Consider the following 14,524-nt stretch of genomic DNA (forward strand, 5'->3'; position numbering starts at 1 on the left):
ATTTCGCGGGGCCGCCCCGGCGGTATTTCACCATCCAGGAGTTTCTTAATGTTCGTTACACCGGCATACGCCCAGGGCGTCGGCGCCTCGCCAGACATGTTGATCTCGATTTTGCCGTTTGTCCTGATTTTCGTGATCATGTATTTTCTGATCATCCGGCCGCAGCGCGCGCAGTTGAAGAAGCGCCAGGAAATGCTGTCGGCGGTGCGCCGCGGCGACACGGTGGTGACCGGCGGCGGCTTCGTCGGCAAGGTGACCAAGGTGATCGACGACAACGAGCTGGAGATCGACCTTGGCGGCGGAACCAAGGTGACGGCGCTGCGCTCGACGATTTCGGACGTGCGCGTCAAGGGCGAGCCGGTGGCGAACCAGAACGCCAAGAAGTAATCCTAACCTCGATGGCGGAACGCTGCCGCTTCTACGCCTGAACGGATAAAACGAATGCTCTATTTCTCGCGCCTGAAGATGATCCTGATCTGGCTGGCGGTGGCCGTCACAGTGATCCTCGCCGCGCCCAATCTCTTCCCGGCGAGCATGCTGGCGCAATTGCCGAGCTGGGTGCCGAAGCGGCAGATGACGCTGGGCCTCGATCTTCAGGGCGGCTCGCACATCCTGCTGCAGATGGATCAGAACGACCTGATCAAGGATCAGCTGCAGACGACGCGTGACGAGATCAGGACACTGCTGCGCGACGCCAAGATCCAATATACCGGCCTTGGCGGAACAGGCCGAACCGTGCAGGTGCGCATCAACGATGCGAGCCAGGTCGAAGCCGCCAAGACAGCGCTGAAGCCGATAACCAATCCGGTGACCGCCGGCCTGTTTGCCGGCGGTTCCGTGCAGTCGATGGCGCTGGACGATTCCGAGCCTGGGCTGTTGAAGTTCACCGTCACGGATGCGGGCATCAAATACCGCACCACGACCGCTCTCTCGCAGGCGATCGAGGTGGTGGAGCGACGCGTCAACGCGCTTGGCACGACCGAGCCGATTGTGCAGCGGCAGGGCGACGACCGCATCCTGGTCCAGGTGCCCGGGCTCCAGAACCCGCAAAGGCTCAAGGACATTATCGGCCAGACCGCCAAGCTGACGTTCCAGATGGTCGACACGTCGGTGCCGGTCCAGGACGCGATGAAGAATCGCCCGCCGGCTGGCGACTCGGTCCTTTATTCGCAGGACGACCCTCCGGTTCCTTACCTCGTCGAGAACCGCGTTATCGTCTCGGGCGAAGACCTGTCGAATGCGACGCCGACGTATAATTCACAGACCAATGAGCCGGTGGTTTCGTTCACCTTCAATTCCCGCGGGGCGACCAGGTTCGGTCAGGCGACCCAACAGAATGTCGGCAAGCCGTTCGCCATCGTGCTCGACAACCAGGTGATTTCGGCACCGGTGATCCGCGAGCCGATCCTTGGCGGCAGTGGCCAGATCTCCGGCAATTTCACGACCGAGAGCGCCAACGACCTCGCCGTCTTGCTGCGCGCCGGCGCCCTGCCGGCCAAATTGACGATCATCGAAGAGCGTACGGTCGGCCCGGGCCTTGGTCAGGACTCCATCCACGCCGGCAAGGTGGCTGGCGTGATCGGCTCAATTCTCGTCGTCGCCTTCATGTTCGTCGCCTATGGGTTCCTCGGTTTCCTGGCCAACATCGCTCTGGCCGTGCACGTGGCGATGATCGTCGGCGCGCTGTCGCTGCTCGGCGCCACGCTGACCTTGCCCGGCATCGCCGGTATCGTGCTCACCATCGGCATGGCGGTGGACTCCAACGTCCTGATCTATGAGCGCATCCGCGAAGAGCGGCGCAACGGCCGTTCGGTGATCCAGGCGATCGACACCGGCTTCTCCAAGGCGCTGGCGACTATCATCGATTCCAACGTCACCTCGCTGATCGCCACCGTGGTGCTGTTCTGGCTGGGCACAGGGCCAGTCAAGGGCTTTGCGATCACCTACGCGATCGGCATTCTGACCACGGTCTTCACGGCCTTCACCTTCACCCGCATGCTGGTGTCGATCTGGCTGCGCCGCGCCCGGCCGAAGGAACTGCCGCGCGCGCCGGTCACCTTCATTCCGCCGGGCACGAAGATCCCGTTCATGGGCATCCGCCGCTGGACCTTCGCTCTCTCCAGCACGTTGTCGATACTGTCTGTCGTCGGGTTCCTGACTCTTGGCATCAACTACGGCATCGACTTCAAAGGCGGCTCGATAATCGAGGTGCAGTCCAAGAAGGGCGATGCCGATCTCGGCGACATCCGCAACAGGCTGTCGGAGCTCAATATCGGCGAGATCCAGGTGCAGCAGTTCGGTGCGCCGAACGACGTGCTGATCCGTGTCGGCACGCAGGACGCCGGCGAGAATGCCGAGCAGACCGTCATCGACAAGGTGCGGGGCGAGTTGCAGGACCAATATGACTTCCGCCGCGTCGAGGTGGTCGGGCCGACGGTCTCAGGCGAGCTGGCCAAGCAGGGCACGATCGCCATGCTGATCGCGCTGGCGGGCATCCTGCTCTATGTCTGGTTCCGCTTCGAATGGCAGTTCGCCGTCGGCGCCATCGTGGCCACGGTGCACGATGTGGTGATGACGATCGGCTTCTTCGTCTTGACAGGGCTGGAGTTCAACCAGTCGTCGCTGGCGGCCATCCTGACCATCATCGGCTATTCGCTGAACGACACCATCGTGGTCTATGACCGCGTTCGTGAGGATCTGCGAAAATACAAGAAGATGCCGCTGCCGCAGCTCTTGAACAATGCCATCAACGAGACGCTTTCCAGAACCACGCTGACCTCCGTCACCACGTCGCTGGCGCTGTTGGCACTGGTGCTGTTCGGCGGCGAGGTGATCCGCTCCTTCACGCTGGCGATGCTGTTCGGCGTGGTGTTCGGCACCTATTCGTCGATCTTCATCGCCGCGCCGCTGCTGATCCTCTTCAAGCTGAGGCCGCAGGCCTCGGCTGAGGAGCCGGTGAACGGCAAGGCGGTGGCGACCTGACGCCGTTTCGGCATCATGTTCTAGAGCCATGGCCAAAGGCATCATCATCCGCGAGGCGCATTTCCCCGGCAAGGCGCCGATCGAGGCCTATGGCAATGGCGGCTTTCGCTTTGCCGACATGTCGCATCGCGGATCGCTGCTCGTCCTGCCGTCGGGCATCCATGGCTGGGAGCCCGCCGATCCGCTGGCGCTGAATGCCACGGATTTCGACAAGCTGCTCGCCGAGGCCGGCAAAGTCGAGATCCTGCTGGTCGGGATGGGCAAGGAACTGCGGCCGCTGCCGGCGGCGCTGCGAGCCGCGCTAAAGGAGGCCGGGATCTCGGCGGACCCGATGTCGACGGGAGCGGCGGTGCGGACCTACAATGTGCTGCTCGCCGAAGACCGCGCCGTGGCCGCGGCGCTGATCGCCGTCGATTGAATGGCCGCCGGCACGTCCAAGATCATCAAGAATGGCGACATCGTCATGGGTGCGGTGCGCGCCGTCGACCATGACCGGTATCTGTCGGCGCTTTACGCGCCGGGCGACAAGCGCGACGCGCTGCTCGCGCTCTACGCCTTCAATGCCGAGATCGCCGGCGTGCGCGATCGCATCCATGAGCCGCTGCCGGGCGAGGTCAGGCTGCAATGGTGGCGAGACGTCATTTCGGCCGAAGGGGATGCCGAGACAGGCCACCCGACCGCCGATGCGCTGCGCGCGACGATCGCCGCCTGCCGGTTGCCGAAGGCTGCTTTCGAGAACATGCTCGAGGCGCGCATCTTCGATCTCTATGACGACCCGATGCCGTCGCGGACCGATCTCGAGGGCTATTGCGGCGAGACGGCCGCGGCGGTGATCCAGCTTGCGGCCATGGTGCTCGATCCCGCCGCGGCGCCCGGCTTTGCCGAACTGGCGGGCAGGGCCGGCTGCGCGCAGGCGATCACCGGCCTGTTGTTGCTTCTGCCGCTCCATCGTCGGCGCGGACAGTGTTTTGTGCCCGCCGACATCCTTTCGGCCGCCGGCACGACGCCGGAAGAGTTCGTCAAAGGCGAAGGCGGGGCAGCCGCCGAGCGCGCGGTTGCGGCGATGATTGCGCTGGCGCGCGAGCATCTCAACGCCTTCGAGAAAGGTGCGCCAGCGCTTCCCGTTGCGCTGCGGCCCGCCTTCCTGCCGCTAGCGCTGACCGATGCCTATCTCGACAGGATGGAGAAGACGGGCAGGTCGCCGCTCAGTGCGACGGCAACGCTCTCAACCTTGCCCCGGCACTGGCTGCTCTTGCGTCATGCGATGCGGGGCTGGACGCCCCCTTTGACGTAAACGTCAACCGTGCTAGGGATTCCGTCCATCTGGACTCGCGTCGAAGAAATGCGGGCCGCCGGAGGAGCCGTCTTTCCATGAGCCTGCCAGTCCTGGTCGTCCTTGTCGTGTTCGGCATCGCGCTGTCGGTCGCGGCCGTGCATTTCACCGGCGGCACGACGACCGCGACGCTTGCCGGCGCCGATCATGCGCTCGCACGCTTTGCCGAGGATTTTCCCGACGAAAGACCGGGTTCAATACGGCTGACAGCCGACAGCCATGCCGCGTTTCTCGATCTTGGCCCGCAGCGCTGCGGAATCGTCCGGAGCATAGGCGATTGTTTTCTGACGCGCATCGTCACGCCCCACGACATTCTGGCGCTGACTAGGGAAGGCAATGTGGTCTCGCTGCGGCTCAATGATTTCACCTGGAAAGGCGGGCGGTTTGCTTTTGCCGACGAAGCCGGCGCGCTGGCCGTGGCGGCGGCATTGCAAAGCCATGATCGGATCCGGGAGGCGGCGTGATGGACGAGTATAATTTCCCGCAGATCACCCAGCTTGCGATCCCGTTCTTCGTCGCGGCGATCCTGATCGAGCTCTGGCTGGTGCGCACCGGCCGCGCCAGGGGATCGTTCGAAACGCGCGACACGCTGACCAGCCTGATGATGGGGACCGGCAATGTCGTCGCAGGCTTGCTGCTCGGCGTCGTGTCCTACTGGGCGCTGCTGTGGCTGTGGCAATTCCGCTTCTTCAACCTCGGCCTGTCGATCTGGGTGTTCGCCGCCGCCTTCCTGCTCGACGACCTGCGCTACTATGTCTATCACCGCATCGCGCACCGGGTGCGATGGGTGTGGGCCGAGCACGTCAACCATCATTCCAGCCAGCACTACAATCTCTCGACGGCGCTGAGGCAAAGCTGGACAGGGCTGTTCACCTTCACCTTCATCCTGCAGGCGCCGCTGGTGCTGCTCGGCTTCCATCCTGCGGTGATCGCGTTCGTCTTCGGCTTCAACCTGGTCTGGCAGTTCTGGATCCACACCGAGACGATCGGCAAGACGTGGGGCTGGTTCGAATTCATCTTCAACACGCCTTCGCACCACCGTGTCCACCACGCCACCAATCCGCGCTATCTCGACGCCAATTATGCCGGCACGCTGATCGTCTGGGACCGCATGTTCGGCACCTTCGTCGAGGAATTGGAGGAGGACCGGCCGCGCTACGGCATCGTAAAGAACATCGGCACCTTCAATCCGCTGAAGGTTGCGTTCCACGAATGGATCGGCATGTTCAAGGATGCGCTGGCGCCGGGGCTGACGCCTGGTCAGCGTGTCAATTATCTCATCCAGCCGCCAGGCTGGAGCCATGACGGTTCGCGCGATACGTCCGAGACGCTGAAGTCGGCTTATGTGCGAAGGAATCCGGGAGAGGCGGGCAAGCCGGGGTTGCCGAGGACAGGCGCGGAGCCGGCGGAATAGTTGGAAATCACTAGCTGATGCGCTGACCGGAGCCGAGATAGCGCCCTGATTCACCGCCCATCGCATCGGTGAAATTGGCCTCCAATTCAACCTGCGCGTCGACGACCGCCGGTGTCTCTGAGGGCGGAGGTTCGGATCTGAAGCTGGCGCACACGTACACACCGCGGGGGTGCGACGGGTCCAGCCGGGCTTGAATTGTCCAATACGAAGAGAGCGAATAAAGCGTCTTCATGAAATCGACGAGGATCTGATCGGTGTAGGGGCCTGGGACGCGCTTTAAGGCAATAATCCTCTTCAGCCTCCGGTCCCGGTTCTTGATGTAGCGTTCGTTGTCGTACAGCCAGCCGTTGCCGCCATGTGGCTGGCCGATCAGCGCTTCGAGCGCTGGGATATGAACCTCGCGCAATTTTTGGAGCCTCTTGCAGCGAATATAGACGCTCCAGACAATCTCGTAGCCCCCCGCGAAGGGTTCTTCACTTGCCGGCAAACCCGGCGGCAGGAGCTGAGGCAACCTGGAGACGGCAGCCATAAGTTACTCGGCCGCCTCGGCCCGTGCGGGCAGCCCCAACCATGCCCTGCAATCGGCCAGAGCGCGCGAGGTGATGGCATGGCGCTTGGCGACGGTCTTGTCCTTGCCGCGCAGGCGCTTGCCTTCGGTCTTCGGCGCCTCGACCGGCGGAAACAAGCCGAAATTCACGTTCATCGGCTGGAAGGAGCGCTTGCCGGGCTCGTCATCCGAGACGATATGACCGCCGGTGATGTGGTTGAGCAGCGCACCGAAGGCGGTGGTCGAGGGCGGCAGCGATAGCGCCTGGCCGAGGCGTTCGGCGGCGGCGAAGCGGCCGGCGAGCAGGCCGATGGCGGCGCTTTCGACATAGCCTTCGCAGCCGGTGATCTGGCCGGCAAAGCGCAGGCCGGGGCGCGATTTCAGCTGCAGCGAAGGATCGAGCAGCGTCGGCGAGTTGATGTAGGTGTTGCGGTGCAGGCCGCCGAGACGCGCAAAGTCCGCGTTCTCAAGCCCAGGGATGGTGCGGAAGATGCGCACCTGCTCGGCATGCTTCAGCTTGGTCTGGAAGCCGACCATGTTGTAGAGCGTGCCCAGCGCATTGTCTTGCCGGAGCTGCACCACCGCATAGGCCTTGACCGACGGATTGTGGACGTTGGTCAGCCCCATCGGCTTCATCGGCCCGTAGCGCAGGGTCTCGACACCGCGCTCGGCCATCACCTCGATCGGCAGGCAGCCGTCGAAATAGGGCGTGCCTTCCCACTCCTTGAACTCGGTCTTTTGGCCGTCGAGCAGCGCCTGGACGAAGGCGAGATACTGCTCCTTGTCCATCGGGCAGTTGATGTAGTCCTTGCCGGTGCCGCCTGGACCGACCTTGTCGTAGCGCGACTGGAACCAGGCTGTGTTCATGTCGATCGTGTCGAAATGCACGATCGGCGCGATCGCGTCGAAAAAGGCGAGCGCATCGGCGCCGGTAGCTTCGGCGATCGACTGCGCCAGCGAAGGCGCCGTCAGCGGGCCGGTGGCGATGATCGCCTGGTCCCAATCCTCGGGCGGCAGCCCAGGCACTTCCTCGCGCTGGATGGTGATCAGCGGATGCGCCTCGATCCTCGCGGTGACCGCGTCGGAAAAGCCGTCACGGTCGACTGCCAGCGCGCCGCCGGCCGGCACCTGGTTCGCATCGCCGGCACTCATGACCAGCGAGCCGGCAAGCCGCATTTCGGCGTGCAGCAGCCCGACGGCGTTGTTTTCGGCATCGTCGGAGCGGAAGGAGTTGGAGCAGACCAACTCGGCCAGGCCGTCGGTCTTGTGCGCGTCGGTGCCGCGTACCGGGCGCATTTCATGCAGCACGACCGGAACGCCGGCTTGCGCAATTTGCCATGCGGCTTCGGAGCCGGCGAGGCCGCCGCCGATGACGTGTACGGGATTTTTGCTCATGAGCGCCGGAATAATAGCTTGGGGACGCGATTGCAATTGCCAGCTGACAACGCACGAGGCCGGTGCCTGCGCCAGAAACAACAACACCCGCCGGGGGAGGAGGTCCGGCGGGTGTCGTTTTGGGGGTCGATCCTCGGGAGGAGGTGAAGATCGACCTTCATTCGTCATTGCCGGGGAGGAGGTCGGCTTTGACGAAATTCCTTATCGCCCTTCGAAGACGAACTGCGTTCGCTTCGGGAACAACGCCCGCCGGGGGAGGAGGTCCAGCGGGCGCCGTTTTGGTGGTCAACCCTCGGGAGGAGGTGAGGGTTGGCCGTATCCGTCAGGGTCGGGGAGGAGGTCGACCCTGGCGAAATGCCTTGCTTAGATCGCCTTGCGGGCGACCATCTTGATCTCATCGCGAACGATGCCGAGATCGTGGAGCTGGCGGTTCGAAAGCCGACCCAGCTCAGCAACGGTGTCGCGATAGACGCGCCAGTTACGATAGCTACGGATCAGGTTCATTGTCTTAACTCTCTTCAAAACTGGTTCGGACCATTTGCGGTCCGAAGCGGATTAGACCGCCTTGCGGGCGACGTAGTGGATGTCGCTGCGGCTGATGCCGAGGTCGGTCAGTTCACGGTTCGACAGGCGGTTCAGCTCGGAGACGGTGTCCCGGTAGCGGCGCCAGTTGCGGTAGTTGCGGATCAGGTTCATGGTAGTTCTCGTTTCGTCTTTAACTTCGGATCATTCCGTTTGTGTACGAACAGAAAATAGGTGGGATCATATCGGTTTAAAAGTGCCGTTGGCGCATGGCAGCAATGCAAATTGTGCAATGCAACATTAACGGCCGTTCACGCCTGCGTCGCAAAGAAGGCCGAATCGGAAAGTGCCGCCGCGTCAACGGTTTGGCTGCCCCGGTTGAGGAAATGACCAGGCTTCGGGGGAAAGCATGGCGAGCTATACGACACGGCTAAGGGCGGATATCGCCCGCTGGCGGGAGAGAGGGCTGATCGATCCCGCCACGGCGGAGGCATTGACGCGCGACGTCACTGCCAACGAGCGCGCGTCGCTGAGTTTCGGCTCGATCCTGGCGATGATGGCGGCGCTTCTGTTCGGCGCAGCGATCCTGATTTTCGTCGCCGCCAACTGGGAGGCCATTCCGCGTGTCGTTCGTGTGGCGGCGCTTTTCGCCGTCATCCTGGCCGGCTATGTCGGCGGCGCGGTGCTGAAGACGCGCGACCATGCCGCGATCGGCGAGGCGCTGTGGATCGTTGCAGCCGCCGCCTTCGGCGGATCGATCGCGCTGATCGGCCAGATGTACCATCTTTCGGGCGACGAGGCCTCGGCGCTGGTGACATGGTGTGCCGGCACGGCGCTGGCGGCAGTAGCGCTGCGTTCGAACCCGCTGACGGTGGCTGCAGTCGGCATTGCCGATGCCTGGCTGGTCCTCAAGGGGTTCGGCTTCTACTGGCGCGCGGAAATTCCTCATCTCTTCATCGTCATGGCGATCGTCCTGTTCGCCATTTCGTTCTGGACGCGCAGCCGGGCAGCGCGCCACCTCATCGTCCTGTCTGTCATTCTGTATCTGGTCTTGCTGGCGACGGATCACGACGCGCTGCCGGTGGCGATGTCGCTGGCCATCGCGTCAGTGCTGCTCTTTGCCGCCTCGGTCTTTGCCGGCGATCCGATCGACAGGATCCTGCAGCTGGGCGGCCGGCTGTCCTTGCACGCCTTGCTCGGCTTCCTGACCGGCATGGCGATGATCCAGTTCGAGCTGGCGGATGAAAGCACCTATAACAGCGGTTTCGCCCTCGCCTCGATCATAGCGCTTGCCGGCATCGTGGTGGCGATCATGTTGGCCGGCCGCGAGAGCAGGGGCCTGCGCTGGCTGGCCTATGCCGGCTTCGCCTTCGAACTCGCAATTATCTATAGCGTCACCTTGCTTTCGATGCTGGATACGGCCGGCTTCTTCCTGGCGGCTGCCGTGCTGCTCGGCGTACTGGCGCTGATCATCATCCGTATCGAGAAGCGCATGAGAGCGCCCGCCGAGACAGGAGCAGCAGCATGACCGGCAAGAAGCTCATCATCTCGGCGTTGGTGCTGGCGCTCGTCCAGATCGGCTTTCTCAGCTGGATCATAGCCGGCCGGGCCGCGATCCTGCGCAACGGCAAGGAAGTCCTCTTGAAAGTCCAACCCGTCGATCCGCGCGACCTCCTGCGAGGTGACTATATCTCGCTCAACAACAACATTTCGCGCATCCCGGTGAAGCTGATCGTCAACCTTCCGCAAGGCAAGTTCTCCAGCGACGACACAGCGATCGTGGTGCGGCTGAAGAAGGGCTCCGACGGCTATTGGCAGCCGACCGCGGCGTGGTTCGGCAAAGCGCCGGTCCCGGCCGGCGCGGACGAAGCAGACATTGCCGGCCATGTCGGGGGAGGCTGGGGCCTCAGCGATCCGGGAGCGACGATCGCGCCCGACTACGGGATCGACCGCTTCTATCTGCCGGAAGGCGAAGGAATGGCGATCCAGGACGACATGCGCGTGCGGCCGTTCGGCATCAAGCTCGCGCTCGCCTCCGACGGCACGGCACAGATCAAGGCGCTGATGGACGGCGACAAGACGCTGTTCGAGGAGCCGCTTTATTGAGCGTATAGGTGCTTGACGTCTGTGTCCGCGCTAACGGTGGTCCCGCTTATCGCTGGACACTCCCTGTCTCTGCGATAATTTTGGGATAGGGACCGATCGAAATCGTGTAGCTAAAGTTTGCCACGCCTTTTTCCTGCTTGTGTATCGAGGGACTGCGCACAACCCAGTCGTAGACGCCCGAGACCATGCAGCGATCGTTAGTGCAGTTGACCACGATGCTGTCATTGCGGACGCTATATCCGCGTTCAGGCCATCGCCGGTAATAGTTTCTCTTGTCCTGAATGATCGACCTCAACTTCGTCAGCTTGCCATAATAATCGACCTTGGGAGCGTAGGATGCCTGAACTTGGGCAAGAGCGAAATCGTCGTTGTCGCCATGATGCTCGATGAGATCCCTGACGAAGGCGACCGCAATGCTTTCCGGCAGTTGCCTGGCGTCGAGTGCGGGAGCGGACACGGGCGCAGGATTTGGCCTCGTTAACACCTGTGAAATATCTGCCGGCGATTGGTTCGCTGCGGCATTGGTCACATGCAAGTCAGCCATTTCGCTGGCCGATAGATATCTTATGTCATGCTTGCCATAGCTCGAAGCCAATTCTATCAGCTTGGGGTCCACTCCCATCTCGACCACATAAGACGTGATTGCAGCCGTTCCGAGCTGGACGCGGGCCTTCGCTTCTTCGGTGGACATCCCGTCAGCCGGTTTGAGAAACGCCCGGTGGATGCCGATGGAACTTGGTTCGGCAACACGGTGGATGCCACCCAGGAAGGCCAGTGAGCAGGCTGAAGCGCACTGCAATTGGCCAACCTGAAGCGTATCCAACCCTGCTGCGCGGATCATACGCCCCAACCGAATAGCACCGCCGACATTGCCACCAGGGGAGTTGAATACAATCACCTTGGCCCCGCTGCTCGCAACCGCGCGGCTGAAGCCGTTCAAGGACTCATTGGCGCTAAACTCACCGGAGACAATGAGCATTGGCCGCTGACCCGGAAGAGAAGCCGGAGTGTACTCCAAAGCCTCAACCTGAGACGCCGCCGCGAGAGCTGACCCAAGCCCCAGAACCAGAGAAGTTACACGCACAATCTGACAGAGCCCCGACCCGCCTGTTGCAAGTAAGAACCTGTCAAAGGGCTATTTCAAGTGCATCGGATGCGCAAAGCGGGATGGTCTCCGAGAGCGTGAGGGCCTTGCTTGCGCCGCCAGGAGATAGCTGCGGTCCTCCTTCGCCAAGACTTCGGAGACACCTTCGGCTCTTCGAGCCTCAGGTGGTGGCCTGCCATCCGAAGCTCAAAGAGCGAAGATGGTGCGGATGAAGGGACTCGAACCCCCACGCCTTTCGGCACTGGAACCTAAATCCAGGGCGTCTACCAATTCCGCCACATCCGCTTTCCCCGGCAATCCCATGTAGCCATCATTCTGTCAATGTCGAGGCTCAAGTCATGCTTATCCGGCTAAAGCGCGTCATGTCGAAACGGCTCGGGTGACGCGCTTCAGGCCTAGTCTTGATGCATGCCGTTCTCCCAAAACCGCTGCGCACTTTTGGGCGGCATGCATTGGAGCGAAGATAGTTGAAAATTAGCCTAGCCTGTGACAAAAGGCGTGTCGAATGTGACGGAAAGTGAGTTTCCGCTTCTGCAAGATGTGAAAAGTCGTAAGAAAAACAAAGACTTATTCGCATCCGGCAAGGCGCAGTTCAGGAGAATTTGAGCCGCATTCGCGGTCAAATCGCCAGGTTCCGTCCCAAAAGCCATTTCCGGCAAGATCATACCGGCAGGCTGTAAACGGCTAAAACCGTTCGGCAGTCTCATTGTTGAAAACAAAGGTTCTAGGATGCAGGTCACCGAAACGCTCAACTCCGGTCTCAAGCGCGAGATCAAGATCACCGTGCCGGCCGGTGACATGGAAGCCAAGCTGATGGCGCGGCTGACCGATGCCCGCGGCAAGGTGCGCATCAACGGCTTCCGCCCGGGCAAAGTGCCGGTGCAGCACCTGCGCAAGGTATACGGCAAGTCGTTCATGGCCGAGGTCGTCAACGAGATCCTCAATGACTCGACCCGTTCGATCATCTCGGGGCGCGGCGAAAAAGCCGCCATGCAGCCCGAAGTGATCATGACCGAGGACGAGAAGGAGGCCGAGAAGATCCTGGCCGGCGGCGCCGATTTCGAATTCAGCCTCAACTACGAAGTCATCCCGCCGATCGAGATCAAGGATTTCTCCGACATCAAGGTGACGCGCCAGGTCTATGACGTGCCGGACGCGGAAGTCGAGGATCAGGTCAAACGCGTCGCTGAATCGGCGCGCAGCTACGAGCCGAAGACCGGCGAGGCCGCCGAGGGCGACCGTGTGACCATCGACTATGTCGGCAAGATCGGCGGCGAGGCCTTCGCCGGCGGCGCCGGCACCGACCAGCCGCTGGTGCTCGGCTCCAAAGAGTTCATCCCGGGCTTCGAGGAGCAGCTGATCGGAACGAAGGCCGGCGACGAGAAGCAGGTCACCGTCACTTTCCCCGAAAACTACCAGGCGGCGCATCTGGCCGGCAAGGAAGCCACCTTCGACGTCACCGTCAAGGAAGTGTCGGCGCCCGGCGCGCTCGAGATCAATGACGAGACGGCCAAGAATCTCGGCCTGGAGTCGCTCGAGCGCCTGCGCGAGATCGTGCGCGGCCAGATCGAGAACCAGTTCGGCTCCATGACCCGCCAGAAGGTGAAGCGCCAGTTGCTCGACCAGCTCGACGCATCCTACTCCTTCGAGGCGCCGTCGAAGCTCGTCGAGGCCGAGTTCAACAACATCTGGGGCCAGGTCAACCGCGACCTGGAAGCCGCCGGCCGCACTTTCGCCGACGAAGAGACGACGGAAGAAGAAGCGCGTGCCGAATATATGCGCCTTGCCGAGCGCCGCGTGCGCCTCGGTCTGGTCCTGGCCGAGATCGGCGAGAAGGCCGGCGTCACCGTGTCGGACGAGGAACTGCAGCGCGGCCTGTTCGAGCAGGTGCGCCGCTTCCCGGCCAACCAGCAGCAGGAAGCCTTCGAGTATTATCGCAGCAACCCGGAAGCCATCAACGCGCTGCGCGCGCCGATGTTCGAGGAGAAGGTGGTCGACTATCTGCTTGGCCAGATCTCGGTCAACGACGTCAAGGTCGGCAAGGACGAGCTGATGGCCGACGACGAAGAGGCCGAAACCGCGACTAAGGCGAAGCCGGCCAAGAAGGCTTCCTCGAAGAAGGCCGAAGCCAAGGCAAGCGACGCAAAGGCTGGCGAAGCAAAGGCAGGCGAAGCCACCGACGAGGCGGAAGAGCCGAAGAAGAAGGCCGCGCCAAAGAAAAAAGCCGCCAAGGAAGCCGAGTAATAGGTTTCAACACCGCGATTTGGAAAGGCCGCCTCCGGGCGGCCTTTTTCATTAGGAGCTACTTTATTGTGGCGGCGCGGCAACACAGACAACTTGTCTTGAAGGCCTGCCGCTGGCGATACCAACGGTTGAACATTATCTGCGCTTCATCGCATTCGCGGGTGTTTGGAGGCATTGGTGAGGCTGGGATTCACGATGAGAGACGTGGTCGTCGCCGCGGCGCTCTTGTTTGCCGCAGCCGCCGGTGTCGCCCGGGCCGAGCCGGCTCTCGGCAACTGGAGCGTTGGCGCCGGTAATGATGGTCAGATCACGGCGTCGCTCCACGCCAGCAACAAGCTCATCACCGGCGGCGGAGCGTTGGGCTACAGCCCTGTGCTGACATTGGCTTGCCGGCCCGACGGCGAACCACGCTGGAGCGAGTGGCTCCAGCTCAACGATGCTGTCTCCGCCAGCCGCAAGATCACCATCTCCGTCGTGGTCGACGGCGGCGGCAAAACCGATGAAAGCTGGTCGGTCGGCCCGCGCGGCAGAACACTGGTCAGGGATGGAGACGACGGCATCAAGCGTCTGGCTTCAGCGAACCGGCTGACGCTGTCGTGGCGCTTCGGCCTTTTGTCGGGACGCGGCGAGGCCGATTTCGAGCTTGCGGGTTTTTCGGACGTGATCGGGCAGATCGCGGCAAGCTGCAAGACCGACCCGCCCTGATCGTCGCCGTTCAGAAGGCTTGGACCGCTTTTAGGGGCAGTTAGTCCTCGGCGCATGGCCTAAGCCTTCGCAGGCTGGCAATTTTTGCCCATTGGTTCGATTCTGTGGTATGTAGGTGCCGCAATTCCACTGAAGAGACGCGGCTGCCCGCCATGCAGGATACACCAGCGT

At 62.3% G+C, this 14,524-nt stretch carries 15 protein-coding genes and 1 tRNA gene; 10 read left to right on the forward strand and 6 right to left on the reverse strand.

Annotated features, from left to right (window positions below; genetic code table 11):
• Nucleotides 1–48: 48 nt before the first annotated feature.
• The 6 genes from yajC to LB525_RS04390 all read left to right on the forward strand — a co-directional run bounded on the left by yajC (nt 49) and on the right by LB525_RS04390 (nt 5,729).
• Nucleotides 49–387: a preprotein translocase subunit YajC gene (gene yajC / locus LB525_RS04365; RefSeq protein ID WP_095765024.1), complete on the forward strand. Its 339-nt coding sequence runs from the start codon at nt 49–51 to the stop codon at nt 385–387.
• A 54-nt stretch (nt 388–441) separates the two neighbouring features.
• Nucleotides 442–2,982, forward strand: a complete 2,541-nt coding sequence (secDF, locus tag LB525_RS04370; RefSeq protein WP_224543651.1) for a protein translocase subunit SecDF — start codon at nt 442–444, stop codon at nt 2,980–2,982.
• Nucleotides 2,983–3,010: 28 nt separating this feature from the next.
• Complete coding sequence (locus LB525_RS04375) at nt 3,011–3,400, forward strand: Mth938-like domain-containing protein (RefSeq protein WP_224543652.1); 390 nt, start codon at nt 3,011–3,013, stop codon at nt 3,398–3,400.
• The gene (locus LB525_RS04380; protein ID WP_224543653.1) at nt 3,401–4,276 is read left to right on the forward strand and encodes a phytoene/squalene synthase family protein; all 876 of its coding nucleotides are present in this window, start codon (nt 3,401–3,403) and stop codon (nt 4,274–4,276) included.
• 77 nt (nt 4,277–4,353) lie between these two features.
• Nucleotides 4,354–4,779, forward strand: a complete 426-nt coding sequence (locus LB525_RS04385) for a hypothetical protein (protein ID WP_095765027.1) — start codon at nt 4,354–4,356, stop codon at nt 4,777–4,779.
• A complete protein-coding gene (locus LB525_RS04390) occupies nt 4,779–5,729 on the forward strand; it encodes a sterol desaturase family protein (protein WP_224543654.1) in 951 nt (316 codons plus the stop codon). Before LB525_RS04385 ends, LB525_RS04390 begins: the two co-directional genes overlap by 1 nt.
• Before the next feature lie 10 nt (nt 5,730–5,739).
• Here LB525_RS04390 and LB525_RS04395 read toward each other — a convergent pair whose 3' ends face one another.
• The 4 genes from LB525_RS04395 to LB525_RS04410 all read right to left on the reverse strand — a co-directional run bounded on the left by LB525_RS04395 (nt 5,740) and on the right by LB525_RS04410 (nt 8,367).
• A complete protein-coding gene (locus tag LB525_RS04395; protein WP_224543655.1) occupies nt 5,740–6,258 on the reverse strand; it encodes a hypothetical protein in 519 nt (172 codons plus the stop codon).
• 3 nt (nt 6,259–6,261) lie between these two features.
• Nucleotides 6,262–7,671, reverse strand: coding sequence for a methylenetetrahydrofolate--tRNA-(uracil(54)-C(5))-methyltransferase (FADH(2)-oxidizing) TrmFO (gene trmFO / locus LB525_RS04400; RefSeq protein ID WP_224543656.1), 1,410 nt, complete (start codon nt 7,669–7,671; stop codon nt 6,262–6,264).
• A 363-nt stretch (nt 7,672–8,034) separates the two neighbouring features.
• A complete protein-coding gene (locus LB525_RS04405; protein WP_071031998.1) occupies nt 8,035–8,175 on the reverse strand; it encodes a DUF1127 domain-containing protein in 141 nt (46 codons plus the stop codon).
• Between the two features lie 51 nt (nt 8,176–8,226).
• Nucleotides 8,227–8,367: a DUF1127 domain-containing protein gene (locus tag LB525_RS04410; protein WP_095765031.1), complete on the reverse strand. Its 141-nt coding sequence runs from the start codon at nt 8,365–8,367 to the stop codon at nt 8,227–8,229.
• Between the two features lie 235 nt (nt 8,368–8,602).
• Here LB525_RS04410 and LB525_RS04415 point away from each other — a divergent pair, with 235 nt between their 5' ends.
• Entirely contained in the window at nt 8,603–9,721 is a 1,119-nt protein-coding gene (locus LB525_RS04415; protein WP_224543657.1) for a DUF2157 domain-containing protein, read from the forward strand.
• Entirely contained in the window at nt 9,718–10,299 is a 582-nt protein-coding gene (locus tag LB525_RS04420; protein WP_224543658.1) for a GDYXXLXY domain-containing protein, read from the forward strand. Before LB525_RS04415 ends, LB525_RS04420 begins: the two co-directional genes overlap by 4 nt.
• A 46-nt stretch (nt 10,300–10,345) precedes the next feature.
• Here the strand turns inward: LB525_RS04420 and LB525_RS04425 are convergent, their stop codons facing one another.
• Together LB525_RS04425 and LB525_RS04430 are read right to left on the reverse strand one after the other, a co-directional pair.
• Nucleotides 10,346–11,278 carry a hypothetical protein gene (locus LB525_RS04425; protein ID WP_095765034.1) on the reverse strand — a complete coding sequence of 311 codons (933 nt, stop codon included), beginning with the start codon at nt 11,276–11,278 and terminating at the stop codon, nt 10,346–10,348.
• Nucleotides 11,279–11,604: 326 nt separating this feature from the next.
• Nucleotides 11,605–11,689 (reverse strand) — tRNA-Leu (locus LB525_RS04430).
• A 444-nt stretch (nt 11,690–12,133) separates the two neighbouring features.
• Between LB525_RS04430 and tig the strand changes: the two genes are divergently transcribed.
• Entirely contained in the window at nt 12,134–13,648 is a 1,515-nt protein-coding gene (tig, locus tag LB525_RS04435) for a trigger factor (RefSeq protein ID WP_095765035.1), read from the forward strand.
• A 195-nt stretch (nt 13,649–13,843) separates the two neighbouring features.
• Nucleotides 13,844–14,353, forward strand: a complete 510-nt coding sequence (locus LB525_RS04440) for a hypothetical protein (RefSeq protein WP_224543660.1) — start codon at nt 13,844–13,846, stop codon at nt 14,351–14,353.
• The last annotated feature ends 171 nt before the right edge of the window (nt 14,354–14,524 follow it).

The organism is Mesorhizobium sp. CA16, assembly GCF_020165175.1.
In the GTDB taxonomy this organism is placed as follows: Bacteria; Pseudomonadota; Alphaproteobacteria; order Rhizobiales; family Rhizobiaceae; genus Mesorhizobium.